Annotated in this window: 27 protein-coding genes; 20 read left to right on the top strand and 7 right to left on the bottom strand. The window is 53.4% G+C overall.

Annotation, left to right across the window (positions count from 1 at the left end):
• Positions 1-9 precede the first annotated feature (9 nt).
• Genes tauB through tauD form a run of 3 tightly spaced genes read left to right on the top strand, consistent with a single transcriptional unit; the run spans position 10 to position 2,446 of the window.
• Positions 10-777 carry a taurine ABC transporter ATP-binding subunit gene (gene tauB / locus WB237_RS12410; RefSeq protein WP_336213336.1) on the top strand — a complete coding sequence of 256 codons (768 nt, stop codon included), beginning with the start codon at positions 10-12 and terminating at the stop codon, positions 775-777.
• Positions 774-1,601, top strand: coding sequence for a taurine ABC transporter permease TauC (gene tauC, locus WB237_RS12405; protein ID WP_336213333.1), 828 nt, complete (start codon positions 774-776; stop codon positions 1,599-1,601). Before tauB ends, tauC begins: the two co-directional genes overlap by 4 nt.
• Positions 1,598-2,446: a taurine dioxygenase gene (gene tauD / locus WB237_RS12400; RefSeq protein ID WP_336213331.1), complete on the top strand. Its 849-nt coding sequence runs from the start codon at positions 1,598-1,600 to the stop codon at positions 2,444-2,446. The genes tauC and tauD overlap by 4 nt, the downstream gene beginning before the upstream one ends.
• Positions 2,447-2,551: 105 nt before the next feature.
• On the opposite strand, the gene WB237_RS12395 is transcribed toward tauD, so the two are convergent.
• Both WB237_RS12395 and hemB read right to left on the bottom strand, forming a co-directional pair.
• Positions 2,552-4,252, bottom strand: coding sequence for a lysophospholipid acyltransferase family protein (locus WB237_RS12395; RefSeq protein ID WP_336213329.1), 1,701 nt, complete (start codon positions 4,250-4,252; stop codon positions 2,552-2,554).
• Between the two features lie 72 nt (positions 4,253-4,324).
• Positions 4,325-5,299: a porphobilinogen synthase gene (gene hemB, locus WB237_RS12390; protein ID WP_028017695.1), complete on the bottom strand. Its 975-nt coding sequence runs from the start codon at positions 5,297-5,299 to the stop codon at positions 4,325-4,327.
• A gap of 395 nt (positions 5,300-5,694) precedes the next feature.
• Between hemB and WB237_RS12385 the strand changes: the two genes are divergently transcribed.
• Together WB237_RS12385 and WB237_RS12380 are read left to right on the top strand one after the other, a co-directional pair.
• Entirely contained in the window at positions 5,695-8,469 is a 2,775-nt protein-coding gene (locus WB237_RS12385) for an autotransporter outer membrane beta-barrel domain-containing protein (RefSeq protein WP_336213327.1), read from the top strand.
• Between the two features lie 88 nt (positions 8,470-8,557).
• Positions 8,558-9,181: a helix-turn-helix domain-containing protein gene (locus WB237_RS12380; protein WP_336213324.1), complete on the top strand. Its 624-nt coding sequence runs from the start codon at positions 8,558-8,560 to the stop codon at positions 9,179-9,181.
• A gap of 2 nt (positions 9,182-9,183) precedes the next feature.
• Here WB237_RS12380 and ampH read toward each other — a convergent pair whose 3' ends face one another.
• Positions 9,184-10,344 (bottom strand): D-alanyl-D-alanine-carboxypeptidase/endopeptidase AmpH, encoded by a 1,161-nt coding sequence (gene ampH / locus WB237_RS12375; protein ID WP_336213322.1) that lies wholly within the window; start codon positions 10,342-10,344, stop codon positions 9,184-9,186.
• A gap of 204 nt (positions 10,345-10,548) precedes the next feature.
• Between ampH and WB237_RS12370 the strand changes: the two genes are divergently transcribed.
• The 3 genes from WB237_RS12370 to WB237_RS12360 all read left to right on the top strand — a co-directional run bounded on the left by WB237_RS12370 (position 10,549) and on the right by WB237_RS12360 (position 13,530).
• Entirely contained in the window at positions 10,549-11,082 is a 534-nt protein-coding gene (locus WB237_RS12370; protein ID WP_336213320.1) for an isochorismatase family protein, read from the top strand.
• A gap of 115 nt (positions 11,083-11,197) precedes the next feature.
• Positions 11,198-12,418: a peptide antibiotic transporter SbmA gene (gene sbmA / locus WB237_RS12365; RefSeq protein ID WP_336213318.1), complete on the top strand. Its 1,221-nt coding sequence runs from the start codon at positions 11,198-11,200 to the stop codon at positions 12,416-12,418.
• Positions 12,419-12,432: 14 nt separating this feature from the next.
• The gene (locus tag WB237_RS12360; protein WP_336213317.1) at positions 12,433-13,530 is read left to right on the top strand and encodes a DUF1615 domain-containing protein; all 1,098 of its coding nucleotides are present in this window, start codon (positions 12,433-12,435) and stop codon (positions 13,528-13,530) included.
• On the opposite strand, the gene WB237_RS12355 is transcribed toward WB237_RS12360, so the two are convergent.
• Positions 13,527-13,826 carry a DUF2755 family protein gene (locus tag WB237_RS12355; RefSeq protein WP_114977899.1) on the bottom strand — a complete coding sequence of 100 codons (300 nt, stop codon included), beginning with the start codon at positions 13,824-13,826 and terminating at the stop codon, positions 13,527-13,529. The two genes, WB237_RS12360 and WB237_RS12355, sit on opposite strands and share 4 nt — an antisense overlap.
• 249 nt (positions 13,827-14,075) lie before the next feature.
• Between WB237_RS12355 and WB237_RS12350 the strand changes: the two genes are divergently transcribed.
• Positions 14,076-14,312 carry a DUF2754 family protein gene (locus tag WB237_RS12350; RefSeq protein ID WP_025756225.1) on the top strand — a complete coding sequence of 79 codons (237 nt, stop codon included), beginning with the start codon at positions 14,076-14,078 and terminating at the stop codon, positions 14,310-14,312.
• On the opposite strand, the gene ddlA is transcribed toward WB237_RS12350, so the two are convergent.
• Complete coding sequence (ddlA, locus tag WB237_RS12345) at positions 14,309-15,409, bottom strand: D-alanine--D-alanine ligase (protein ID WP_336213314.1); 1,101 nt, start codon at positions 15,407-15,409, stop codon at positions 14,309-14,311. The genes WB237_RS12350 and ddlA overlap by 4 nt on opposite strands.
• 293 nt (positions 15,410-15,702) lie before the next feature.
• Between ddlA and WB237_RS12340 the strand changes: the two genes are divergently transcribed.
• The 5 genes from WB237_RS12340 to adrA all read left to right on the top strand — a co-directional run bounded on the left by WB237_RS12340 (position 15,703) and on the right by adrA (position 20,519).
• Positions 15,703-16,917: a multidrug efflux MFS transporter gene (locus WB237_RS12340; RefSeq protein WP_028017687.1), complete on the top strand. Its 1,215-nt coding sequence runs from the start codon at positions 15,703-15,705 to the stop codon at positions 16,915-16,917.
• A 210-nt stretch (positions 16,918-17,127) separates the two neighbouring features.
• Positions 17,128-17,388 (top strand): anti-adapter protein IraP, encoded by a 261-nt coding sequence (gene iraP / locus WB237_RS12335; protein WP_129996595.1) that lies wholly within the window; start codon positions 17,128-17,130, stop codon positions 17,386-17,388.
• Between the two features lie 99 nt (positions 17,389-17,487).
• Positions 17,488-18,903, top strand: coding sequence for an alkaline phosphatase (gene phoA / locus WB237_RS12330; RefSeq protein ID WP_336213310.1), 1,416 nt, complete (start codon positions 17,488-17,490; stop codon positions 18,901-18,903).
• Between the two features lie 89 nt (positions 18,904-18,992).
• Complete coding sequence (psiF, locus tag WB237_RS12325; RefSeq protein ID WP_028017684.1) at positions 18,993-19,313, top strand: phosphate starvation-inducible protein PsiF; 321 nt, start codon at positions 18,993-18,995, stop codon at positions 19,311-19,313.
• Positions 19,314-19,415: 102 nt separating this feature from the next.
• The gene (adrA, locus tag WB237_RS12320; RefSeq protein ID WP_336213308.1) at positions 19,416-20,519 is read left to right on the top strand and encodes a diguanylate cyclase AdrA; all 1,104 of its coding nucleotides are present in this window, start codon (positions 19,416-19,418) and stop codon (positions 20,517-20,519) included.
• Positions 20,520-20,535: 16 nt separating this feature from the next.
• Here the strand turns inward: adrA and proC are convergent, their stop codons facing one another.
• Entirely contained in the window at positions 20,536-21,345 is an 810-nt protein-coding gene (proC, locus tag WB237_RS12315) for a pyrroline-5-carboxylate reductase (RefSeq protein WP_028017682.1), read from the bottom strand.
• Between the two features lie 97 nt (positions 21,346-21,442).
• Here proC and WB237_RS12310 point away from each other — a divergent pair, with 97 nt between their 5' ends.
• From WB237_RS12310 to ppnP, 5 genes are all read left to right on the top strand, one after another.
• Positions 21,443-21,901, top strand: coding sequence for a YaiI/YqxD family protein (locus tag WB237_RS12310; protein ID WP_014830847.1), 459 nt, complete (start codon positions 21,443-21,445; stop codon positions 21,899-21,901).
• 144 nt (positions 21,902-22,045) lie between these two features.
• On the top strand, positions 22,046-22,570 hold the full coding sequence (gene aroL / locus WB237_RS12305; protein ID WP_336213305.1) for a shikimate kinase AroL: 525 nt from the start codon (positions 22,046-22,048) through the stop codon (positions 22,568-22,570).
• Between the two features lie 44 nt (positions 22,571-22,614).
• Entirely contained in the window at positions 22,615-22,806 is a 192-nt protein-coding gene (gene yaiA, locus WB237_RS12300) for a protein YaiA (RefSeq protein WP_114977906.1), read from the top strand.
• Between the two features lie 237 nt (positions 22,807-23,043).
• A complete protein-coding gene (locus WB237_RS12295) occupies positions 23,044-23,721 on the top strand; it encodes an AroM family protein (protein WP_336213303.1) in 678 nt (225 codons plus the stop codon).
• Between the two features lie 71 nt (positions 23,722-23,792).
• Entirely contained in the window at positions 23,793-24,080 is a 288-nt protein-coding gene (gene ppnP, locus WB237_RS12290) for a pyrimidine/purine nucleoside phosphorylase (protein ID WP_008503270.1), read from the top strand.
• 48 nt (positions 24,081-24,128) lie between these two features.
• On the opposite strand, the gene rdgC is transcribed toward ppnP, so the two are convergent.
• Positions 24,129-25,043, bottom strand: a complete 915-nt coding sequence (gene rdgC, locus WB237_RS12285; RefSeq protein ID WP_028017678.1) for a recombination-associated protein RdgC — start codon at positions 25,041-25,043, stop codon at positions 24,129-24,131.
• Between the two features lie 123 nt (positions 25,044-25,166).
• On the opposite strand from rdgC, the gene mak reads away from it, so the two are divergent.
• Positions 25,167-26,072 carry a fructokinase gene (mak, locus tag WB237_RS12280; protein WP_336213301.1) on the top strand — a complete coding sequence of 302 codons (906 nt, stop codon included), beginning with the start codon at positions 25,167-25,169 and terminating at the stop codon, positions 26,070-26,072.
• The last annotated feature ends 31 nt before the right edge of the window (positions 26,073-26,103 follow it).

Genomic DNA, 26,103 nt, shown 5'->3' with positions numbered 1-26,103 from the left:
GAGTCCGCCATGCTGAATATTACGAACCTGTACGCCGATTACGGCGGTAAACCCGCGCTGGAGGATATCAACCTGACGCTGGACAGCGGTGAACTGCTGGTGGTGCTGGGCCCGTCCGGGTGCGGAAAAACCACGCTGCTGAATCTGATCGCCGGGTTTGTCCCTTATCAGCATGGCACCATTCAACTGGAAGGCAAAAAGGTGGAAGGCCCGGGCGCCGAGCGCGGCGTGGTCTTCCAGAACGAAGGATTACTTCCCTGGCGCAATGTGCAGGAAAACGTGGCGTTTGGGCTACAGCTTGCGGGCATCAGTCGCGAACAGCGGCTGGAAACGGCACGGACGATGTTGAAAAAAGTGGGGCTGGAAGGGGCGGAAAAACGCTTTATCTGGCAGCTTTCCGGCGGTCAGCGGCAGCGCGTAGGTATTGCCCGCGCGTTGGCAGCGAATCCACAGCTATTGCTGCTGGACGAGCCGTTCGGGGCGCTGGATGCCTTCACCCGCGAGCAGATGCAAACTCTGCTACTGCGCCTGTGGCATGAGACGGGCAAGCAGGTGCTGTTGATTACCCACGATATCGAAGAGGCGGTGTTTATGGCGACGGAGCTGGTGCTGCTTTCGCCGGGGCCGGGCCGCGTGCTGGAGCGTTTGCCGCTGGATTTTGCCCGCCGCTACGTCACAGGAGAACCCGTGCGCAGCATTAAATCCGACCCGCTGTTTATCGAACAGCGTGAATACGTCTTAAGCCGCGTGTTTGAACAACGGGAGGCGTTCTCATGAGCATCGTTTTCAGTGAAAAAACGCGCCGCACGCGTCTGGTGCTGCGCTGGCCTTTCTCGCACCAAATCACACTGAGCGTCGGCACGCTACTGGCATTACTGGCGGTGTGGTGGCTGGTGGCCGCCCAGCAGTGGATTAGTCCGCTGTTCCTGCCGCCGCCGGGACAGGTGTTGGCGAAACTCATCACTATCGCCGGGCCACAGGGCTTTATGGATGCCACACTCTGGCAGCATCTTGGGGCAAGTCTGGCCCGTATTCTGGTGGCGCTGCTGGCGGCGGTCATCATTGGTATTCCGGTGGGAATTGCGATGGGGTTGAGCCCGACGGTGCGCGGCATTCTCGACCCGCTGATTGAACTTTACCGCCCGGTGCCGCCGCTGGCGTACCTGCCGCTGATGGTTATCTGGTTTGGTATTGGTGAAACGTCAAAAATTCTACTGATTTATCTGGCGATTTTCGCCCCGGTCGCCATGTCGGCGCTGGCGGGGGTGAAGAGCGCCCAGCAGGTGCGGATCCGCGCGGCGCAGTCGCTGGGGGCAAGCCGCACGCAGGTACTGCTGTTCGTGATTTTACCGGGGGCGTTACCGGAAATTTTAACCGGACTGCGCATCGGCCTCGGCGTGGGCTGGTCAACGCTGGTGGCGGCAGAGCTGATTGCGGCGACGCGCGGTCTTGGATTTATGGTGCAGTCTGCCGGAGAGTTTCTGGCGACTGATGTGGTACTGGCTGGGATTGCGGTGATCGCCGTGATTGCCTTTGGATTAGAACTGGGGCTGCGCGCGTTTCAGCGCCGCCTGACGCCCTGGCATGGAGAAATACAATGAGTGAACGTCTGACCATTACCCCGCTGGGGCCGTATATTGGCGCGCAGGTGTCGGGGCTGGATGTGACCCGTCCTCTGAGCGATAACCAGTTCGAGCAGTTGTACCACGCAGTACTGCGCCATCAGGTGGTGTTCCTGCGCGAACAGGCGATAACCCCGCAGCAGCAGCGCGCCCTGGCGCTGCGTTTTGGTGACCTGCATATCCACCCCGTCTATCCGCATGCGGAAGGCGTGGAGGAGATTATCGTTCTGGATACCCACAACGATAATCCACCGGATAACGACAACTGGCACACTGATGTGACCTTTATCGAGACGCCGCCTGCCGGGGCGATTCTGGCGGCGAAGCTGTTACCGGAAACCGGCGGCGATACGCTGTTGGCTAGCGGTATTGCGGCCTTTGAAGCGTTGTCCGCGCCGTTCCGGACGCTGCTGAGCGGCTTGCGGGCGGAGCATGACTTCAAAAAATCGTTCCAGGAGTATAAGTACCGTAAGAGCGAAGAAGAACATCAGCGCTGGCAGGAAGCGGTTGCAAAGCATCCACCGTTGCTGCATCCGGTCGTGCGTACTCACCCGGTGACGGGTAAGCAGGCGCTGTTCGTCAACGAAGGGTTTACCACGCGCATTGTGGACGTGACGGAAAAAGAGAGCGAGGCGTTGTTGAGTTTCCTGTTTGCGCATATCACTAAACCGGAGTTTCAGGTGCGCTGGCGCTGGCAGGAGAACGATCTGGCGATCTGGGATAACCGCGTGACGCAGCATTATGCCAATGCGGATTACCTGCCGCAGCGCCGGATTATGCAGAGGGCAACGATTTTGGGGGATAAGCCGTTTTACCGTCCTTAACCCGCCGCACCCGTAGGCCGGGTAAGGCGTAGCCGCCACCCGGCAATGGTGCACCGTTCTTGCCGGGTGGCGCTGCGCTTACCCGGCCTACAAAAAAACGCACATTTAAAGGTGCGCCTCAATATACCGCTGATAGCGGTTCGCCTTCAGGTAACACAAATCCACCAGCACCAGCCCGTCGACGCAGTCGTTAAATGTCGGGTCGCTGCCGAAATCAATAAACTGCACGCCGCCGGGCTCGCAAAGCTCGGAATACTGTTTGTAGAGCGGGGGAATGCCGCAACCGAGGTTTCCGAGCAGCGATTTAAGCTTCGTCAGGTCATCCACATAATCCACGCCGCTAAACTGTGCCAGAACATCCGGCAGCGATGCCGGGTACGGCTGACGTGAGGCGGCTAATGGATGTGTCGCCGGGAACCAGAGACGGTAAAATGCCACCAGCAAATCCCGTGCGGCAGGCGGTAAGCCACCGGAAATGGAGACCGGGCCAAACAGGTAGCGATAGTGCGGATAACGGGCAAGGTACGCCCCAATGCCGGACCACAAATAATCCAGTCCACGACGTCCCCAGTAGCGTGGCTGAATAAAGCTGCGCCCCAGCTCAATACCGTGCTCCAGCACATCCTGCATTTTGTCGTCGTAGTGGAACAAGCTATAGCTGTACAACCCTTCCAGACCGCGACGCTCAACCTGTCTGGCGGTAGGTATAAAGCGGTACGCGCCGACGATCTCCAGATCCTCATCATCCCACAAGATCAGGTGCAGATAATCGTCATCGTAACGGTCGGTATCCCGGCGTTTACCGCTCCCTTCTTCCACCGCGCGAAAGGCAATTTCGCGCAGGCGGCCCAGCTCGCGCAACAGCGGGGCATCTTCCTGACCGTTACGTTGCCAAAGATAGATGGTTTTACCGTCGCTGGTTTTGCCCAGACATTCGGCCTGCGCCAGCGCGCGCTTCAGGGTGGCCCGGTCTTCCGGGCGAGCGATAGCGCACTGGGTTTTAAAGACGCCAGGTACTCCCTTGCCAAGACGCATCATGTGCTGTCGGCACTGCTCGGCCATCTCACGCGACGAAAGGGGGGCGCTATGCCAGTGATGCCACGCAATCTGCTGGCCGATTTTAATCGGCAGTTGGCTATGACGGCGGCGGAACATCTGCTGCATCAGCAACAGCATCGACAGCGTCGGGGAGACCAGCGTGCTGGCATAAAAGAGCAGGCTGTTATGTGCCTGAATATGCACCGGCAGCAGCGGGGCGCGCAGTTTACTGGCGAGTTTGATAAAGCCAGAGTGCCATTTTTTATCGCGAATGCCTTTGCGCGTGGGCCGCGAAACTTCTCCCGCCGGGAAGAAAATCAGCACGCCTGCGTTTTGCAGATGCTGTTCCATCTGGACCAGGGACGTTTTCGCCGTCCTGCCACCCATATTGTCCACAGGAATAAACAGCGAACTGAGGGGCTCAAGGTGAGTCAGCATCCGGTTGGTCACGACTTTGACATCGCGTCGTACCCTGGAGACGGCGTACAACAGTGCCAGCCCGTCAAGTGTACCCGTCGGGTGGTTGGCAATAATGACCAGTGGGCCATGTTCGGGGATTTGTTCGAGATCGCGGGCGGAAACGGTGCAGAGAATATCAAGGTGCTCCAGAACTTGCTCCACCATATCCAGTCCTTTCAGGTGGCGGTGTGCTGCGGCAAATTGCTGGAATTCGTCTTCGTAAAACAGTCTTTTTAACAGACTTTTTTGCCAGGGTGCTGGCCTCGCCTGAGGCCAAAGATCGTCGAGAACGCTATCGAGGCTAAACATGATTACTCCTCCTGCCGTCTTGCGAAGACAGTAGAAGGAGCAGATGTCGGTTGTATTGCAGTTTGGTGAAGATTAGCGCAGGATTTTTTTCTCGGCCAAATCCAGGGCAAAGTAGCTGAAGATCAGATCCGCGCCCGCGCGTTTGATCGCGCCGAGGCTTTCGAGAACCACTTTCTCTTCATCAATCGCACCTGCCAGGGCGGCGAATTTGATCATCGCGTACTCACCGCTTACCTGATAAGCGCCCAGTGGCAGCTCGGTACGCTCGCGAATGTCGCGCAGGATATCGAGATAAGCACCGGCCGGTTTCACCATCAGACAATCTGCGCCCTGGGCTTCATCAAGCAGGGATTCACGAATCGCTTCCCGGCGGTTCAGCGGGTTCATCTGATAGGTTTTACGGTCGCCTTTTAGCGCTGTACCCGCTGCTTCACGGAACGGGCCGTAGAACGAGGAGGCAAATTTGGTGGAGTAGGACATGATGGCAGTGTCAGTAAAACCGGCAGCATCCAGAGCCTGACGAATCGCCTGAACCTGCCCGTCCATCGCGGCGGATGGCGCGATGAAATCCGCACCGGCAGCGGCAGCGACGACCGCTTGCTTGCCGAGATTAAGCAAGGTGGCATCGTTGTCCACGCCGTGATCGCACAGCACACCGCAGTGGCCATGAGAGGTGTATTCGCAGAAGCAGGTGTCGGACATCACTACCATTTCCGGCACGGTCTCTTTGCAGATGCGGGACATGCGTGCGACGAGGCCATCTTCTTTCCAGGCATCGCTACCGGTAGCGTCGGTATGGTGAGAGATGCCGAAGGTCATCACCGAGCGGATCCCCGCATTGGCGATACGTTCGATCTCACGTGCCAGATATTTTTCCGGAATGCGCATCACGCCAGGCATGGCTTCGATGGCCTTATAGTCATCAATCTCTTCTTCGACAAAAATCGGCAACACCAGATCGTTTAAGGTCAGTGTTGTCTCTTCAAACATAGCGCGCAGTGCAGGTGACTTGCGCAGGCGGCGGGGGCGTGCAATTAAATCGGTCATGGTATGCCTGATGTTTGTGGAACAAAGAGGGCTAGTGTACATCAAAGTGAAGACGGGTGTTTTACTAAAGTGGGCATTTTGTTTTTTGCGATATTCGCTAATGAAATATTTGTGCTACTTCTATATTAATGGTCATGCATAGTTGAAAGTGATTTATTATTTTTGATTATATATTTCGTATCTGCTGGTAAGTATTTTAACGTTATGTTTTTATAATATTTATCTATTGTGACCCTATTCTTTCCATGTATCTTAAGGTCAATTGTCTGGATACGGACTTAATGGAAACATTCATTGAACCTTTTCGAATTGAAAATGCATAATTCCCTCCGCAATAAATATTGCCAAATGATTGATGGACAAACTTGCTTACGTCCCTGAGGAGGGATGACCCAATGCAAACATGGAAAAAGAAACTGGTTGTATCTCAACTTGCATTAGCCTGCACCCTGGCTATCGCTTCTCAGGCCAATGCGAAGGATATTTCCGGTACGACATATAATACTTTTGGATACGATAATACAGCATCCTCGCCATGGTATTATGGTTATATTGACTGGAATGACTCGGACGTTGCTCACGACGGTGATATTTATCCAGTGATGAATAAATCCACCGTGAATGGTGTTATTTCAACATATTATCTGGATGAGGGTGTTAATGGTCGGGCGAATGCATTGAGCATTTCCAACAGCACCATTAATGGCATGATCACCTCTCAATGTATGACTGCTTCGTGTTCTGATGGCCTGGATACTGACGGTACGATCCATTCTCAGTACGATCGTTTTAGCCTGACCGTCGACAATTCCACCATTAACGACACTTACGAGCACTATGCGTATGATGTTGTTAACGGGGAAAATACGGAAACACATTATCTTGATACTTATGGTCTGGGTAATGCGATTACCCTGGATGTGGAATCGGATATTGTTATCCAGAATAATTCTCACGTTGCCGGTATTACTCTGACGCAGGGTTATCAGGAACTGGATAACACCCCATACGATGGCGTTGAAGGCGTGGCTAACAGCAGCAATGTGTTTACCGACACACTTCTGGTGAAAGATTCTGTACTGACTTCTGGCGCGTATAGCGATTTAGGTACCAGCGGGTTCTATGGTCAAACCGCGAAGCCGAGCGACTATGGTGAAACCAATGCGACAGCTGCAGATGATGCGGCGCTGATTGTGGCAGCCAGCGAATCTGACAATGCGATGCAGACCTCTGCTACGTTCGATCATTCCACCATCACTGGCGATATTCTGTTCTCCAGTACCTTCGATAATAACTTCTATCCGAATGGCGATCCGGCAACCGATGCCACCGAGGATGGCATCTATAACCCCACTACTAATGGTTGGGACGGTACCGATAAGCTGGATGTGACTCTCACTAACGGCAGCAAATGGGTCGGCGCGGCACAGTCCAGTGTCGAGGCTATCGGCACGGCTCAGATGTACGGCCTGGGCTATAGCAACGTAGACTGGAGCACGCTGTCCCCTAACAGCATTTGGCCCGACTCCACCTATGACAGCAACGGACACGTTGCGGGAGAAGAGGTATATCAGAGCGGTCTTTTCAACGTTACGCTGGATAATGGCTCTGAGTGGGATACCCGCAAGATTTCTAACATCGACACGCTGACGGTAAACAATCAGTCGCAGGTCAATGTTGAAAACTCAGGCCTGTTGGCTGATTCCATTACTCTGACTAATGCTTCATCGCTGAATATCGGCGACAGCGGCGGCGTAGCCACCGACCATCTGTATCTGGACAGCGATAGCCGCGCGGCACTGACGGAAGAAACGGCCGATCTCTATGCCAACACCATTACCGTGGATAACGGTGCAGAGCTGGCGCTGGGGCTGGGTCAGGTTGATACGCACAATATGGTGCTGAGCGATGGTGGTGTGCTGAACGTTGCCAGCCGTGACTACGTGCTGAACAGCGATCTGAACAACGCGCGCTATATCACCAACGATAAGCACAATGCCGATTATGACTACGGCGTTGTGGCGATTAACTCTGACGGTCATCTGGCGGTGAACGGTGACGTTGCGGGCAATTACAAAGTACGCATCGACGATGCGACCGGTGCCGGTTCCGTAGCCGATTACAAAAACAAAGAGATCGTTCGCGTCTATGACAATAACGCGGATACTGCCGCCAGCTTTACTGCCGCAAATAAAGCCGATTTAGGTGCTTACACCTATCAGGCGCAGCAGCAGGGTGACTCCGTTATCCTCCAGCAGAAAGCGCTGACCGACTACGCGAATATGGCGCTGAGCATCCCTTCTGCCAATACCAATATCTGGAACCTGCAGCAGGATACCGTAGGAGCACGTCTGACCAACAGCCGTCACGGCCTGGCGGATAACGGCGGAGCGTGGGTGAGCTATTTCGGTGGCAACTTCGACGGTGACAATGGTGTAATCAGCTACGATCAGGACGTGAGCGGTATTATGGTAGGTCTGGATACCCAGATTGACGGTAATGACGCGAAGTGGATCGTCGGCGGAGCGGCGGGTTTCGCGAAGGGGGATATCAGCGATCGTACCGGTCAAGTCGATCAGGACAGCCAGACGGCGATGATCTACGCGTCGGCGAAGTTCATGAGCGATCTGTTCCTCGACAGTTCCCTGAGCTACACCCGCTTCAACAGCGATCTCTCTGCTAACATGAGCAACGGTCAGTATGTTGACGGTAACACCACCAATGACGCAGTGGGTTTTGGGCTGAAACTGGGCTATGACTGGAAGCCAAACCTCTCCGGCTACGTTACGCCATACGCAGCGGTGTCTGGCCTCTTCCAGTCCGGTGATGACTATCGTCTCAGCAATGACATGCGCATGGATGGGCAATCTTACGATAGCCTGCGTTATGAACTCGGTGTTGATGCGGGTTACACCTTCAACTACGGTGGCGATCAGGCTCTGACCCCTTACTTCAAACTGGCCTACGTGTATGATGATGCCGATAACAATACTGATATTAACGGTGACAGCATTGATAACGGCGTGAAAGGCTCAGCTGTGCGGGTAGGGCTGGGCACCCAGTTCAGTTTCACGAAGAACTTCAGTGCTTACACTGATGCCACTTATCTGGGCGGCGGCGACGTTGACCAGAACTGGGGCGCAAATCTGGGTGTGAAATATACCTGGTAATGAATAAAGCGGGGGATATCCCCCCGCTTTTTATATACAGAAATAAAAATAATATTGAACCGACAAATACGGATTCCTTGAGGTCTGCATGAACGTTAATGCGAAACCACTTTCTGAATTACGCCGGCTCGAACAGTGTTTGAAATCAGCCAGTACCCCTTTTAAATGTGCCCCACAACAGTTAATTACCTCTGGCGAGTGTGGTGAGTCCCGAACGATCGTGTTACAAACCGGTATCATCGAAATCTATCGTCATTCTGATGAACTGCTTGTAGGCATCGCAACAGCGCCTTTTATTTTTGGTTTGTCTACAGTGATGATTAATCACTGTCGGGAATATAGAGTACAGGCCAAAACATCCTGCACAGGCTTTTATTTGCCCACTGAAACTACCCGCCAACTGATACAACAGAACTCTTTGTGGCAAGACGCTTTCGGCTGGTTATCCTGGATAAATTACATTCTGGGAAAACGCGATATGCAGCTGGTGGGAAATAACTCCTATCACCAGATCCGCGCCATGCTGCTGAATATGGCGGAGTGGGATGAAACACTGCGATCAAAAATTGGTGTGATGAATCATATTCAACAAAGTACGCGTATTTCGCGCTCGGTTGTTGCCGAGGTTCTCGCTGCTCTACGGCAAGGAAACTATATCAATATGAGCCGGGGCAAACTGGTTAGTATCAACCGCTTGCCCTCGGAATATTAAGGTCAGTTAGACGCAGTGAGCACCTGGGCTTTATTGGCACTCAGTTCAGCCACTAAGTTATTAAGACCGTCACTCATATTGACGAAACGCGTATGTGGAGAGCGGGTGACCACCACAAATGCACCTACGTTAGACTGCGGGATCATCGCCATATACGTAATAAATCCACCGCCGCCGCCAGTTTTCTGAATAATACCTGGACGACCATTTTTCGGTGCCAGATAGACCCAGCCCAGGCCGAGCGCATCGGCTTTACCCGGCACGTCCATCCCGATGACGCGGTGCAGTTGAGTGCGCTGATAAATCAGGGTCTGCATGCGATCGGCCTGGTTGCTGCGAGAATAGAAATCCGATGAAAGGAACTGCTGCATCCAGCGCATCATGTCGCCAGGAGTGGAATACACCCCGCCGCTACCCACGGCCGCCAGCGTGTTATTACAGGGGCTGGCGCCTTTCTCTGCCACCATCAGACGACGGCACTGATCCGGGGAAGGGGTAAATGTGGTGTCTTTCATGCCCAGTGGGCGGGTTATCTGTTCTTCAAACAGCTGCGTGTAGGGTTTTCCAGCCGCCGTCGAGAGAGCATCCGCCAGCAGGTCAAACGCCAGGTTTGAATACGAGGCCTGCGAACCCGGAGCCGCCTTCAGCGTGGCAGTGCTCAGGTAGTTCCAGCGCTGGTCGCGCGTTGGCCAGACAAATACGTCGCGATGCGCTGCCCCACCAGGCTGCTCACGCGGCAGGGCGCTGGTATGGGTGGCAAGGTTCACAAGCCGGATTGGTGTGCCCTGGTAGGTTGGAACACGTGCGCCAGGCGGGGCGTACTTGCTGAGCGGGTCGTCGAGCTTAACCACGCCCTGATCGAGCAGTTTCACCAGCATTTCACTGGTCATCAGCTTGGTTAAGGACGCGATACGGATAACGGAATCCAGTTGCGGGTGAACATTATTTCCTGGGCGTGTTTCGCCAAAGCTGCGGAACACGCGTTGGTTGCCGTCGATCACGACCATCGCCATCCCGGTTGCGCCGCTACCGTAATAGATAAGGTTCGCGTAGCGATCGGCAATATCTGAAGCCAGAACGGGCGCCGTCAGCGGTTGGGCTGCCTGGGCGGTAGAAAAGCTCACCGCACACAGCGCGGCAAAAGAGAGCAGACAACGTTTCAACGAAAAGCATCCATGAAGTGAATGAGGAAAGTAATGGGTATTTATACTACTAATCGGAACCGCGCAATGCCCCGAATTGCATAACGATAGCGAGAAAAACGTAACCATGGGTAAATATGAACAATTTACTTGCAAGCCATCTCCCATTTTGTGACATCGGGCTTATGATAGGCACCTGTGTCACTCAATCTTACGGAGAACGGTATGTCTGAAAAGCGTGTGGTTATGGTTGTCGATATGCAGAACGGGGTATTTGAAACCCCTCGTCATCAGCGTGAAAAATGTGTCTCTCTGATCAACCAGCTTACGCAGGCAGCCGACAAGGTGATTTTTATCCAGCATACCGAGGCCGGGGGTCTCGAAGAGGGAAGTGATGGGTTTGCATTGCTGCCTGAACTGCACCAGCCTGCTGATGCGTTCTATGTTACCAAGACGGCCTGCGATGCGTTTTATAACACCTCGCTTGAGGCGCTATTACGCGAGCAGGGTATTCAAGAGTTTGTCATCTGTGGTTGTGCCACGGATTACTGTGTCGATGCCACGATCAAGAACGGCGTCAGCCGGGGTTATCACATCACCGTGGCGGAAGATGCCCATACTACCGCCAATCGCCCGGCGGCAGAAGCGCAGATCCTGATTAACCACCACAACGACGTCTGGCGTAACTTCATCGCGCCGGCGAATCCTCTCGCAGTGAAACGGACCGAAACAATTCTCGAAAACTGGAAAGCGAACTAATAATTAACCCTCGGGTCTGACCTTTTTGCCTGAGCCTGAAGACGGGCTCAGGCACGATTTTCGTGTGGTGATGTGTTGAGCATAGCAACAGCCATAACAACAAGAAGGAAGCATTATGTTTAAGTCTTTTTTCCCAAAGCCGGGGCCTTTTTTCCTGTCGGCATTTATTTGGGCACTCATCGCTGTCATTTTCTGGCAGGCGGGCGGCGGCGCATGGCTGACGCAAATCACGGGCGCGACAGGCGAGGTGCCGATTAGCGCGGCGCGCTTCTGGTCGCTGAGCTATCTGCTATTTTACGCCTACTACACGGTGTGCGTAGGGGCGTTTGCGCTGTTCTGGTTTGTGTATTCTCCGCACCGTTGGCAGTACTGGTCGATCCTCGGCACATCGCTGATTATCTTTGTGACCTGGTTCCTTGTAGAAGTGGGTGTAGCAGTTAACGCCTGGTATGCACCGTTCTATGATCTGATCCAGACCGCGCTGAGTTCACCGCATAAAGTGACCATTAATCAGTTCTACCATGAGGTAGGTATTTTCCTTGGTATCGCTCTTATTGCTGTGGTCATTGGCGTGATGAACAACTTCTTCGTCAGCCACTATGTTTTCCGCTGGCGTACTGCGATGAACGAACACTATATGGCGCACTGGCAACACCTGCGCCATATCGAAGGTGCGGCGCAGCGTGTGCAGGAAGACACCATGCGTTTTGCCTCCACCCTTGAAGATATGGGCGTAAGCTTTATCAATGCCATTATGACGCTTATTGCCTTCCTGCCCGTGTTGGTTACACTCTCGGCGCATGTGCCGGATCTGCCTATTGTCGGCCATCTACCGTATGGTCTGGTGATTGCCGCGATCGTCTGGTCGCTGATGGGTACGGGCCTGCTGGCGGTAGTGGGGATCAAACTGCCGGGCCTGGAGTTTAAAAATCAACGCGTGGAAGCCGCTTACCGTAAAGAACTGGTGTACGGTGAAGATGACGCCAACCGCGCCTCGCCGCCGACCGTCCGCGAGCTGTTTGGCGCCGTGCGTCGTAACTACTTCCGACTCTACTTCCACTATATGTATTTCAACATTGCCCGTATTTTGTATCTGCAGGTGGATAATGTTTTCGGTTTGTTCCTGCTGTTCCCGTCGATTGTTGCGGGTACGATTACGCTCGGTCTGATGACGCAGATCACCAACGTTTTCGGTCAGGTTCGCGGGTCGTTCCAGTACCTGATCAGCTCCTGGACCACCCTGGTAGAACTGATGTCCATCTACAAACGTCTGCGCAGCTTTGAACGTGAGCTGGACGATCGTGATCTGCAGGAAGTGACCAATACTTTTAGCTAATACAGGGAGTTGCTATGTCTTTTGCCGTACCGCGTGCGTTACCGTTGTCCTTACTAGCTGCTCTCGTCCTGGTAGGATGCGCCGAAAAAGGGGCCGCTCCGCTCAAGAAGGGTGAAAAGCCGGTTGATGTGGCAAGCGTTGTGCGGCAGAAAATGCCCGCCAGCGTGAAGGATCGCAATGCCTGGGCAGACGCGCTGGCAAAAACCTTTGAAAGCCAAAAGATCGCGCCAACCGAGGAGAATATCTGCTCGGTGCTGGCGGTGGCGCAGCAGGAGTCGATGTACCAGTCAGACCCGGTGGTGCCGGGTCTGAACAAAATTGCCTGGAAAGAGATCGATCGCCGCGCGGAAACCATGCATATCCCGGTGTTCCTTGTTCACACCGCCCTTAAAATTACCTCGCCAAACGGCAAAAGCTACAGCGAACGGCTGGATACGGTGAAAACTGAAAAACAGCTCAGCGCCATCTTTGATGATTTCATCAGTATGGTCCCAATGGGGCAGAAACTGTTTGGCTCACTTAACCCGGTTCACACAGGCGGGCCGATGCAGGTGAGCATTGCGTTTGCCGAAAAGCACACCGACGGCTATCCGTGGAAAATCGACGGTACGGTACGCCAGGAGGTCTTCTCCCTGCGCGGCGGGCTGTGGTTTGGCACATACCATCTGCTGAACTATCCGGCGAACTATAACGAACCGCTGTACCGCTTTGCCGACTTCAACGCGGGCTGGTATGCCAGCCGTAATGCGGCATTTCAGAGTGCGGTCAGCCGCGCAAGTGGTGTGAAGCTGGCGTTGGACGGCGATCTTATCGCTTATGGTAGCAGCGAGGCGGGCAGCACCGAGCTGGCAGTACGGAAATTATCGACAAAGCTTGGCCTGAGCAACAGCGACATTCGCCGTCAGCTTGAGAAAGGTGATAGCCTGGCCTTTGAGAAAACGGACCTCTACAAGAAAGTCTTTGCACTTGCTGAGCAGAAGAGCGGGAAAACGTTACCGAGAGCTATTCTGCCGGGTATTCAACTGGAAAGCCCGAAGATCACGCGTAACCTGACAACGGCATGGTTCGCAAAACGGGTGGACGATCGTCGGGCGCGTTGTATGGGGCTTTAATGGCGGCGGCGAATACGCAGAACTAACGCCACGACACCTAAAATCATACAACCCGCGAGGAAGGGAACCAGGCCAAACAGGGTACTGACACCAAACCCAATCTCAACTCGCGGGCGTCCGTTATCCTGTACCTGCATCAGGTGTTCATATACCCCAGGTGCATGAACCAGCATATTGAGCAACTGTGAGCCTGCCCAGAAGCAGAACAGAACAAACAGGGCATAAGCAATATTACCTGCCGTGGAGGTTTTTGGTTTGCCGGCAAAAATCGGTTTCGACAATGTAAAATCAGCCATGATGACCTCCTGAAATATCACTCTGCTCAATACGCGTTTTACAGGGGGAAGTTTGACAGGTCATCGCATTTGTCAATATCAGAATCGTGGTAATTTACCCTCAGGAATTCTCCTGGATTGTCGATTTCTGCAGCACATCACAATTTCATTACTTAAGTGAAATTGCGTCGCGTTTCAGAATTTCCGTATCTGCCACAGACCTGGCCGTAAAACTGTGAGAGGATGTCTTTTTTTCCTGCCGGAGTTGTTATGAAGCTCACGTCCAAACTACGCCGTGACTGGCACTACTACGCCTTTGCTATCGGGCTGATCTTTATTCTTAACGGCGTCGTGGGGCTGCTGGGATTTGAAGCAAAAGGATGGCAAACCTATGCTGTCGGGCTGGTGACCTGGGTGATCAGTTTCTGGCTGGCAGGATTGATTATCCGCCGTCGTCCTGAAGAAACGACAGCGGATGAGACGGAGACGGCGAAGAGAGCCGATTAACCGTTTACGGAGCTTTTAAGGGCGCTGTCGGCGGCATGACGCTCCAGCGCCAGCTCGATCAGGCGGGTGATAAGTTCAGAGTAGCCCAGCCCGCTCGCCTGCCACAGTTTCGGATACATACTGATATTCGTGAAACCCGGCAGCGTGTTGATTTCATTGATGACCACCTCGTTTTCCGGTGTCAGGAACACATCCACACGTGCCATGCCACTGCAGCCGAGTGTCTGATAGGCGTTAATGGCGATCGCCCGGATCGTATCGTTGACCGCCGGATCGATATTTGCTGGCACGACTACCTGAGCGCCTTTGTCATCAATGTATTTGGTGTCGTAAGAGTAGAAATCGCTGTTTAAGACTACTTCACCGCAGGTGCTCGCCTGTGGGAAATCGTTGCCCAGCACGGCGCACTCAATTTCACGACCTTTAATACCCTGCTCAACCACCACTTTATGGTCGAATTCAAACGCCAGACGGACAGCCTGCGTGAATTCAGCTTCGCAGGTGACTTTGCTGACGCCTACGGAAGAGCCCTGGTTTGCCGGTTTCACAAACAGCGGCAGGCCCAGTTGGTCAGCAATTTGCGCGAAGCTGTGTTTGTCGCGGTTGGCGCGGGTGAGCGTGACGAAAGGCGCAATATTCAGCCCGGCATCACGCAGCAGGCGTTTGGTGACGTCTTTATCCATGCAGGCGGCAGAACCCAGCACATCGGAACCTACGAACGGCAGGTTGGCCATGCGCAACATCCCCTGGAGGGAACCATCTTCACCCAGAGTACCGTGAACGATGGGGAACACGACGTCAATCTGAGCGAGAGCCTGTGCATTGCCTGCGTCGATGAGTTGCCCTTTCACGACGCCGGGCACAGTGGCAACGCTAATTTCCGAAGGATTAAGGGCGATATGTGCTGGATCGTTGGCATTAAGCAGATAATGGCTGGCATCGTTAACATGCCACTGACCCTGTTTATCAATACCCAGCAGCACCACCTCGAAACGGCTTTTATCAATCGCATCAACGATATTTTTGGCCGATTGCAATGAAACCTCGTGCTCTGCTGATTTTCCCCCAAAGACAATACCTACGCGCTGCTTTGCCATCTCACTCTCTTCCAGTATGACGAAAAGCCAATAACATACCACGATGCCCTGCGGGTTTCGCGGCCTTCCGCCATAATGTTTTGGGGAATGTTGATGGGGGAGTGGGAGAGGGAAAATTCTTCTGAAGCATAAAATCTCGACTGGAAATGGATGATTTGTGACTTGTTTCACAAATATGATGACTGGGAAGATAAAACACCAAAGTCATCAAGGCCGCATCTCTGGTGCGACGTCAGTATGCGTAGCTTGCTAATCTGTAGGCGAATTCGCCTAAAAATGAAGACTGTTTCTTTATGGAATCATGGAAAGTTAATCTTATCTCGGTCTGGTTCGGTTGCTTTTTTACCGGGCTCGCCATCAGCCAGATCCTGCCGTTCCTGCCGTTGTACGTTTCTCAGCTGGGGGTAACCTCGCATGAAGCACTCTCCATGTGGTCCGGTCTGACGTTCAGTGTGACTTTTCTGGTCTCTGCGATTGTGTCACCAATGTGGGGCAGCCTGGCGGATCGGAAAGGCCGAAAGCTGATGCTGCTGCGCGCCTCGCTCGGGATGGCCATTGCCATTCTGCTGCAGGCCTTCGCCACCAACGTCTGGCAACTGTTTTTCCTGCGGGCGGTGATGGGGCTGACTTCCGGGTATATTCCGAATGCCATGGCGCTGGTCGCCTCTCAGGTGCCACGCGAACGTAGCGGCTGGGCGCTGAGTACGCTTTCCACCGCACAGATTAGCGGTGTAATTGGCGGCCCGCTGCTGGGGGGCTTTCTGGCGGACCACGTCGGGCTGCGCGCCGTATTTATCATTACCGCGATCCTGCTGGTGGTCAGTTTTCTGGTCACGCTTTTTCTTATCAAAGAGGGCGGTCGCCCCGTTATCAGCAAATCTGAACGTCTGAGTGGCAAGGCTGTCTTCGCCTCACTGCCTTACCCTGGGCTCATGATCAGCCTGTTTGTTACCACCATGGTGATCCAGCTCTGTAACGGTTCGGTCGGGCCGATTCTGGCGTTGTTTATTAAGTCGATGGAGCCAGACAGCAATAATATCGCCTTTCTCAGTGGCATGATTGCCGCCGTGCCAGGCGTATCCGCACTGATTTCTGCACCACGGTTGGGAAAATTGGGAGATCGGATCGGTACTGCGCGTATTCTGATGGCCACGCTGATTTTTGCCGTAGTGCTCTTTTTCGCCATGTCGTTTGTGACCTCTCCGCTTCAGCTTGGCGTGCTGCGATTTTTGCTCGGCTTTGCCGATGGCGCAATGCTGCCTGCGGTACAGACCTTACTGGTCAAATATTCCAGCGACCAGGTGACAGGGCGTATTTTTGGATATAACCAGTCGTTTATGTATTTGGGGAATGTTGCCGGTCCGCTTATTGGTGCATCTGTTTCCGCGATGGCCGGTTTTCGTTGGGTATTTGCCGCGACGGCAATTGTTGTTTTGATCAACATTATCCAGTTGGCTATTGCTCTGCGTCGCCGCAGACACATGGCGGAGGTAAAATCGGCAAGATAATACTTTTGTCGATGTATTATATATTCTTATTGTTGCCGCATTTTTCTATAACCAAATGCGGCATTTTTTATAGAAAAACGTTTCGCTGATAATCCCTCCGCACTATTTTTGCGGCGCTTTCACTTTTGCATAAGGTAATACCTTTCTCCGCTTTGCATATTTGACTCTTGATGTTAATTTCAGGAATAAATCACATAAGGAAATAACACGATGAAAAATCTCATTGCTGAGTTGCTGGTCAAGCTTGCACAAAAGGAAGAGGAGTCAAAAGAACTGGTCGCCCAGGTCGAAGCCCTGGAAATTGTTGTCACTGCGCTATTACGACAGATGACTCAATCTGACCAACAGGCATTGATAGAGAGCGTTGAAGGTGCGCTGGATAAGGCGCAACCTGATACTCAGGTTCCTGTGCAGGATGCAGAGTTGCTCCAGCAATATGTAAAGAAGCTCTTGAGGCATCCGCGCAGCTAAACCGTCGCCGGACATAACGACGTGTCATAGAATTGTCATGCAGGATGCCTATAGTCGCTCTGTTTTTATTTTTATGTATTTGTACATGGAGAAAATAAATTGAAACAGAGCGCACTTTTCATCGCATTACTTCCCCTGTTAATTACCCCTGCCATTTATGCTGATATGTCCAATACCCACGTGCTGGATAATCGCGCAGCGAAAGGGGATATCACCCAGCCAGGCGGCGCGCGTCGATTATCAGAGGATCAAACCGCAGCCATTCGCGCTTCGCTGAATGAGAAACCGGCGAAAAATATTATTCTGCTCATTGGCGATGGAATGGGTGACTCCGAAATCACGGCGGCGCGAAATTATGCCGAGGGGGCAGGTGGATTTTTTAAAGGTATCGACGCATTACCGCTTACCGGACAATATACCCATTACTCACTGGATAAAAAAACCGGTAAACCGGATTACGTAACGGATTCGGCTGCCTCTGCTACGGCGTGGTCTACGGGGGTAAAAACCTATAATGGCGCGCTGGGTGTCGATATTCACGAAAAAGATCATCAAACCATTCTGGAAATGGCAAAAGCCGCAGGGCTGGCCACCGGTAATGTCTCTACCGCTGAACTCCAGGACGCGACGCCGGCGGCGCTGGTATCCCATGTGACTTCACGTAAGTGCTACGGCCCGTCGGTGACCAGTGAAAAATGTCCAACGAATGCCCTGGAAAAAGGCGGTAAAGGTTCAATTACTGAACAACTGCTGAATGCACGCGCTGACGTCACGCTGGGCGGTGGGGCGAAAACCTTTGCAGAAACCGCGACGGCGGGTGAATGGCAGGGTAAAACGCTGCGTGAGCAGGCACAGGCTCGTGGCTATCAACTGGTGAGCGATGCTAGCGCTCTGGCAGCAATCACTGAGGCGAATCAGGACAAACCGCTGCTGGGACTGTTCTCTGATGGCAATATGCCTGTGCGCTGGGAAGGTCCAAAAGCCTCTTATCACGGCAATATTGATAAGCCTGCCGTGACCTGTACACCTAACCCGAAACGCACTGACAGCGTGCCGACGTTGGCGACGATGACCGACAAAGCGATCTCTCTGCTGAGCAAGAGCGAAAAAGGGTTCTTCCTGCAGGTGGAAGGCGCGTCGATCGACAAGCAGGATCATGCGGCGAATCCGTGTGGCCAGATTGGCGAAACCGTCGACCTGGACGAAGCGGTGCAGAAGGCACTCGAATTCGCGAAGAAAGACGGAAACACCCTTGTGGTGGTCACCGCGGACCATGCGCACGCCAGCCAGATCATCCCGGCAGATACCAAAGCGCCAGGCCTGACGCAGGCGCTGAATACGAAAGATGGTGCCGTAATGGTGCTGAGCTATGGCAACTCTGAAGAAGAGTCCATGGAACACACGGGCACGCAGCTGCGTATTGCCGCCTACGGACCGCATGCGGCAAATGTGGTAGGGCTGACCGATCAAACCGATCTGTTCTACACGATGAAAGCAGCGTTGGGTCTTAAATGATAAAAGCCCGGCGGAATTTGTCTCTGCCGGGTGACTTTTTTCCTGTCACGGACCAGACTTACAGGGAATGTTCACAAAAGGATGGTGCAATGAAAACAACATTACTGGTTACTCTGCTCTCTGGCCTGTTCCTGATTTCATCGGCGAACGCGGAAGAAAAAACATTAACGCCTCAACAGCAACGCATGACCACCTGTAACCAACAGGCCACGTCCCAGAGTCTGAAAGGGGATGCCCGTAAGACCTATATGAGCGACTGCCTGAAAAATGGCGCGTCAAAACCTGCTGAAAAAAGCCTGACGCCACAGCAGCAGAAAATGCGCGACTGTAATGCGAAGGCTACTGAGCAGTCTCTGAAAGGTGACGATCGCAGTAAATTTATGAGCACTTGCCTGAAGAAAAAAGCGTAGTTCTAACGGGTGAGTGGCTCTGGCGACTCACCCGAAATTTCATACTTTCCTCGCACCCCCCCTCTCTATAATTTGGGAAAATGTTTCAGAATATTCCCAAAAATGATGAATGATGAATCCTATTACGACAAAAAATGCATTCGCGAAGAGTTGGATTTAACCCTTTCTCTGGATGCCCCTCACCGTGCTGGCATTCAGTTTGCCCGGCGAGTTCGCCTGGCGCGCGTTATCGGGCTGGCGGCGATGTTTTTCCCTGTCGCGGGGATACTGGTCACCCATTTTCTAGCTGGTGGCTGGTGGCTTTTACTGGTGGGATGGGCGTTCATCTGGCCTCACCTCGCCTGGCAGTTATCCTGTCGTGCTTCATCACCTCATCATCAGGAAATCTTCAATCTCAAGATGGATGCGATTATCGCCGGGCTGTGGATTGGCGTGATGGGGATTAATGCGTTACCCACGACCGCGCTGGTGATGATGGTGGGGATGAATATGATGGGCTCCGGCGGCTGTCGTCTCTTCATTCCGGGGATAATGTTGACCTTTCTCTCCGCGCTATTGACGCTGTCCCCGGTCGGGAGAGTGGTGGTCATCAATCCTGATCCTGTGGAGTGGGGCTTAACACTTCCTGTGTTTGTGCTTTATCCCATGCTGTTTGCCTGGCTCAGTCATCGCACAGCCGTCAGGCTGGCTGAGCATAAGCGGCGGCTGGAAATGATGAGCACTCGCGATGGAATGACCGGGGTCTTTAATCGTCGACACTGGGAAATGCTGCTGCGAAACGAATTTGAGCAGTGCCGGCGTCATAATGGTACGGCCACGATCCTGCTCATTGATATCGACCACTTTAAAAACATCAATGACACCTGGGGGCATGATGTGGGCGATGAGGCGATCATTGCGATTACACGTCAGTTGCAGATTTCGGTACGTTCAGGTGATGCAATAGGCCGTTTTGGCGGGGATGAGTTTGCAGTGATTATGTCGCGGACAACCGCTGACAGCGCAATCGCCGTCATGTCCCGGGTTCATGAACGGCTGGAAAAACTGTCGTTACCCTGCGCGCCTAAAGAAACGCTGCGCATAAGCGTAGGTGTTGCCACCTGGGGGCCGCAGTTTGGTCACTATCGGGAATGGTTGAAGGCAGCTGATGTAGCGCTGTACAAGGCAAAAAATACCGGGCGCGGCCGCACCGAAGTGGCTGCATGACACCCGGTTGAGACGATCAGGATTTACTCAGTTTCTCTGATTTTTCCATACATTTTGCCATCGCTTCGATGACGGCAGCACGGAATCCGCGTTCTTCCAGTACCCGCACCGCTTCGATGGTGGTACCACCAGGGGAGCAAACCATATCTTTCAGCTCACCAGGATGTTTACCGGTTTCCAGCACCATTTTGGCAGAACCCATAACTGCCTGTGCTGCGAATTTATACGCCTGCGCACGCGGCATGCCGCCCAATACCGCGGCGTCGGCCATCGCTTCTAAGAACATGAAGACATACGCAGGGGCTGAACCGCTCACGCCGACAACCGGATGGATCATGGATTCGGCAATGACTTCCGCTTCACCGAAGCAGCGGAAAATGTTCAGGACATCTGCCACGTCTTCCGTGGTCACCAGTGCGTTTGGCGTGACGGAAGTCATGCCAGCGTTGACCAGTGAAGGGGTATTAGGCATCGCCCGGACGATTTTACGATCGTGCCCCAGCGCACGCGCCAGTTGATCCAGCGTGACGCCAGCAGCGATGGAGACGACCAGCGTCTCTTTATTCAGGCTGGAGGTGATGTCGCTCAGCACTTTGATCATGATGTTCGGCTTAACGGCGCCAAAGACGATATCGGCGACCTGGGCGACTTCCTGAGCGCTTTCGGCGGCGTTAATCCCGTATTGATCGCGCAACGCGGCGACTTTATCAGGTGACGGGGTATAGACCCAAATCTGACCCGGCAGAACCTGCCCGCTGGCGATCAGGCCGCCCAGGATGGCTTTGCCCATGTTACCGCAGCCGATAAACCCGATTTTCTTATCCATCACGACTCTCCGTCATTATGCGTTGTTTTCTCTGATTGATAGCTTAACAACGAAATGCAGGCGACAATAGTCGGCAGAGTCATTAAGGGGAGACAATATGGCGATTTGGGTTGATGCGGACGCGTGTCCGAATGTGATTAAAGAGATTTTGTTCCGCGCCGCCGAGCGTGTTCAGATGCCGCTAACGCTGGTGGCGAACCAGAATATTCGCGTCCCTCCTTCCAGATTCATTCGCGCGTTGCGAGTTCCGGCCGGGTTTGACGTGGCGGATAACGAAATTGTCCGTCTGTGTAGCGCGGAAGATCTGGTGATCACGGCGGATATCCCTCTGGCTGCAGAAGTGCTGGAGAAAGGGGCTGCGGCGCTGAACCCTCGGGGGGAGCGTTATTCACCTGCGACCATTCGGGAAAAACTCACCATGCGTGATTTTATGGATACGTTACGCGCCAGTGGTGTACAGACGGGTGGGCCAGACAGCTTATCCCAGCGCGATCGTCAGCAGTTTGCCGCAGAGCTGGATAAATGGTTACTGGAAGTGAAGCGTCGCACCGCGTAATGATAACCATTGTCAATTTGTGGTACAGTATGGCCTCCACAGGGTTGTCATCCCGTACCGCTTTGCAGTAAAGTAATCGAAACATCTTCTGCAATTATTTCTTTACACTCTTCGGCCATCCGGCATCAAGGGGAACACCTGGTTATGACCCAACCCATCTTTTTAGTTGGCCCCCGAGGCTGTGGGAAAACCACCGTTGGCCTGGAACTGGCACGCGCATGCGATCGTCAGTTTGTGGATACTGACCACTGGCTACAAACAGAGGCCGGAAGAACGATCGCGGATATTGTCGAACAGGAAGGATGGGACAGCTTCCGCACACGTGAAACGGCTGCGCTGAAAGCGGTAACTACACCGTCTGCCGTTATCGCAACAGGAGGGGGCATTGTTCTGGCTGAATGTAATCGCCACTTTATGCGCGAAAAAGGTATTGTGATCTATCTCTGTGCACCTGTTTCAGCTCTGGTAGGGCGTCTGGAAGCCTTTCCGGAAGAGGGGCAACGTCCTGCACTGACATCCAGACCACTTAGCGAAGAGGTGAGAGAAGTGCTGGCCGAACGTGATGCGCTATACCGTGAAGCAGCACATCACGTGGTGGATGCTACTGCGTCCCCTGAAGATGTGGTTACCCAGATTATCACTGCCCTGCGTTTGGCTTGTGCCAGCTAACCGGCGTCTATACTTATAGCTCTGACATAAAAAAAGGATGAGCTATGCCAACCAGACCTCCCTATCCTCGTGAAGCGCGTATTGTTACCGTTGAAAAAGGCCATACGGGTCATACCGTGACCTGGTATCAACTGCGTGCCGATCACCCCAAACCGGATTCGCTGATCAGTGAACACGAGACTGAACAGGAAGCGCTGGATGCCAAACGGCGCTACGAAGATCCCGATATGTCCTGAATGTTTTCCGTAATACTCCAATACCGTGCCTGAATCACACTTTTTACTCATCGTGAATGTTAAGCAGGAGTTAATATTTAGTTATTACAGGTGACTCCGTAATCGACAGGTGATCTTTACATTTCGATGTGAAGATCACCTGCTACGCTTGGTGCTGTTTTGTTGAAAAAATGAACTGTGCAGCGTAGTGAGCCTGTACCTGTATGCACGATGTTGTAGTAATGGAAGGCGATAAAGATGAAGGCGACGTTGGCGATCCTCACTATTGGTGTGGTCCCTGTAAGCGAAGTGTTACCGCTCTTAACCGAGCATGTCTCTGAACAACAGATAACGCATCTTAGCCTGCTGGGGAAGATGAGTCGGGAAGAGGTCATGGAAGACTACGCTGTAGAGGCGGGGGAGGATCCCCTGGCGACGTTATTAAGTGACGGTAAACTGGCGCATGTTTCGCGTCAGAAAATCGAGCGCTCGCTGCAAGGGGTGATAGAAGTGCTCGATAATCAAGGTTATGACGTTATTTTGCTGATGAGTACCGCACCCATTAAAGGTCTCACGGCGCGTAATGCAATTCTGCTGGAGCCGATGCGCATCATCCCGCCGCTGGTGGCCTCAATTGTTGATGGTCATCAGGTGGGGGTCATCGTCCCGCTCGAAGAGTTGATGAATAACCAGGAGGTGAAGTGGCATGTGCTTGAAAAAGTGCCCTTATATGCGCTGGCAAATCCGTTCTGGGATAGCGATGCCGCACTGATTGAGGCCGGACGTGAGTTGCTGGAGAGAGGGGCGGATGTGTTGATCCTGGACTGTCTTGGCTTCCACCAGCATCATCGCGATTTACTGCAAAAGGCGCTGGATGTGCCGGTGCTGTTATCCAATGTTCTGATGGCTCGCCTGGCTTCAGAGCTTCTGACGTAATGATTTTGCGTGACAGGTGATGAGCATGGCCCCTATAGTGAATTTTTATCTAAAAATATAAGGGCCAGTTCATGCTTCAAAGTAACGAATACTTTTCCGGTAAAGTGAAATCCATTGGTTTTACCAGCAGCAGCACTGGCCGCGCCAGTGTCGGTGTCATGGCCGAAGGGGAATACACGTTTGGTACGGCCGAAGCGGAAGAGATGACGGTCGTTAGCGGTGCGCTCAACGTCTTACTGCCGGGTGAAACGGAATGGAAAGTTTACGCAGCCGGGCAGGTTTTCAACGTTCCTGGCCACAGCGAGTTCCATCTGCAGGTTGCTGAACCGACCTCTTATCTGTGCCGCTATCTGAAATAAAAAATAAGCCGGGTGGCGCTAACGCTTACCCGGCCTACGCTTTGCCTGTTATCTCTGCGCTTCGCCGCCGAGACCTTCCACCAGATTCTGAATCAAGGCGGCCAGTTCCCCGGTCATCAGGATGAAGTCCGCGTCAAAACGCTGGGCGTAATCTTCCCGGTCGATGTCTTCATTCTGATCGCGCAGTTCATCGCAGAACTTCAAACGTTTCACTGAACCGTCATCGCACATCATGAACTGAATCCGCTGCTGCCAGTCGAGCGCCAGTTTGGTCACCACTTTGCCCGCTTCGATATGTACGGCAATCTCGTCGCTCACCAGATCCTGTTTCTTCGCGCGGATCACACCGCCATCTTCCAGCAGGGCTTTCAGCTCGGCCTCATCGAGGATCTGGAAACCTTGCGCGGCAGCACCGCTACGCACCCACTCGGTCAGGGTCAGCTCGATTGGCGTTTCCAGCGCCAACGGCACGACCGGAAGGGAGCCGATACTTTTGCGCAGCAGAGCCAGCGTATCTTCTGCTTTTTTGGCGCTGGCGCAGTCCACCATAATCAACCCGTTAACGGTATCGATCCACATCATGGTCTGGCTGAAGCGGCTAAAGGCGCGCGGCAGCAGGGAGTGCAGAACTTCGTCTTTCAGCGAATCTTTTTCGGTTTTCTTCAGCTTGCGACCCTGCTCGGCTTCCAGCTTGAAGATCTTCGCTTCGAGCGCCTGTTTAACCACCGGCGTTGGCAGAATTTTCTCTTCTTTACGGGCGCAGACGATGATTTGACCCGTGCTGCTGGCGTGGGTCAGTGCATCGCTTTGTGAACCCATTGGCGGAACCCAACCGGTTTTTGCCATATCCTGGCTACCGCAAGGGGAAAAGGTGTAAGCGGCTAACTGTTTTTCCATCTCTTCTGCACGCAGCGAAACGTCGCGGCTGAGACGGTAAACCATCAAATTTTTGAACCACAGCATGATAATTTCCACGGCCTTGTCGTTAAATCAGCGGGCATGATAACGAATTGTCGCATCGCTTGCATTGCTAATCGGGAAGCGTGCTTCTACTCTGTTGATAATCAAAATAATGAGGAGAGTCTTGTGCGTATTGGGATTGATTTGGGCGGCACCAAAACAGAAGTCATCGCACTGAGCGAGCAGGGGGAACAGCTGTTCCGCCACCGTCTGCCTACGCCGCGCGATGATTATCACCAGACTATCGAGACGATTGCCCGGCTGGTCGAGATGGCAGAGCAGGCGACAGGGCAAACGGGCAGCGTCGGGATGGGGATCCCGGGGTCGATCTCGCCTTATACCGGGGTGGTTAAAAATGCTAACTCGACCTGGCTCAACGGTCAGCCTTTTGATAAAGATTTGAGCGCGCGTCTGAACCGGGAAGTGCGTCTGGCCAACGACGCCAACTGTCTGGCGGTTTCAGAAGCGATTGACGGCGCGGCTGCCGGTGCCCATACCGTTTTTGCCGTCATCATCGGTACCGGCTGCGGTGCAGGCGTGGCCTTTGGCGGGCGTGCCCATATCGGGGGGAACGGTACGGCGGGCGAGTGGGGACACAACCCGCTGCCGTGGATGGATGAAGATGAGCTTAAATACCGCGCTGAAGTTCCGTGTTATTGCGGTAAACAAGGTTGTATTGAGACGTTTATCTCCGGTACCGGTTTTGCGACCGACTACCACCGTCTGAGTGGTCAGCCGCTTAAGGGTAATGAGATCATGCGTCTGGTTGAAGAACAGGACCCGGTAGCTGAACTGGCGCTCCGCCGCTACGAAATGCGTCTGGCGAAATCGCTGGCGCATGTGGTGAATATTCTCGATCCGGACGTGATTGTGCTCGGCGGCGGCATGAGCAACGTCGACCGCCTGTACAGCACGGTCCCGAATCTGGTGAAACAGTGGGTCTTCGGCGGCGAGTGTGAAACCCCGATCCGTAAAGCACTACACGGAGACTCCAGCGGCGTGCGAGGCGCGGCGTGGTTGTGGCCGGAATAAAAGCAAAGAGTGTTTATTCCCTCTCCCACCG

The sequence above is a fragment of the Enterobacter sp. P82 genome (genome assembly GCF_037053385.1).
Lineage (GTDB): Bacteria > Pseudomonadota > Gammaproteobacteria > Enterobacterales > Enterobacteriaceae > Enterobacter.
Note: the sequence above shows the minus strand (reverse complement) of the source record. Positions and strands in the feature narration are given on the sequence as shown.